Source organism: Haemophilus sputorum CCUG 13788 (assembly GCF_000238795.1).
In the GTDB taxonomy this organism is placed as follows: domain Bacteria; phylum Pseudomonadota; class Gammaproteobacteria; order Enterobacterales; family Pasteurellaceae; genus Haemophilus_A; species Haemophilus_A sputorum.
In genome coordinates, this window is the sequence record NZ_AFNK01000084.1 from 1 (window position 1) to 339 (window position 339).

The 339-nt window shown below is 31.3% G+C and carries 1 protein-coding gene; it reads left to right on the forward strand.

Annotation, left to right across the window (positions count from 1 at the left end; all coding sequences use genetic code 11):
- Positions 1-185: 185 nt before the first annotated feature.
- Positions 186-339, forward strand: a 154-nt coding sequence (locus HSP_RS11680; RefSeq protein ID WP_139032676.1) for a replication initiation protein, incomplete at its 3' end; no start/stop codon positions are given.

Consider the following 339-nt stretch of genomic DNA (forward strand, 5'->3'; position numbering starts at 1 on the left):
CTTGCGAGATTTATAAGACAACAGATTTATTGTTTAACGACAACAGATTTATTGTTTAACGACAACAGATTTATTGTTTAACGACAACAGATTTATTGTTATAGACAACAGTATTTTAAATGTGTTGTCCATTGTTTCCTGGAGTGTTATCATTTGTCTTGTTAATGTTTATTTTAGGTGGATTTATGTCAAATGAACTAACCATATCAAAGGCAAATAGTTTTGTTGAAGCTAGCTATCAAATGACGCTTGATGAAATGCGGGTTTTATCATTAACGTTAGGTGTATTTGATCCTACTAATCCTAAGCGTGGGTTTGATTTTACTGTTGCTGAATTTT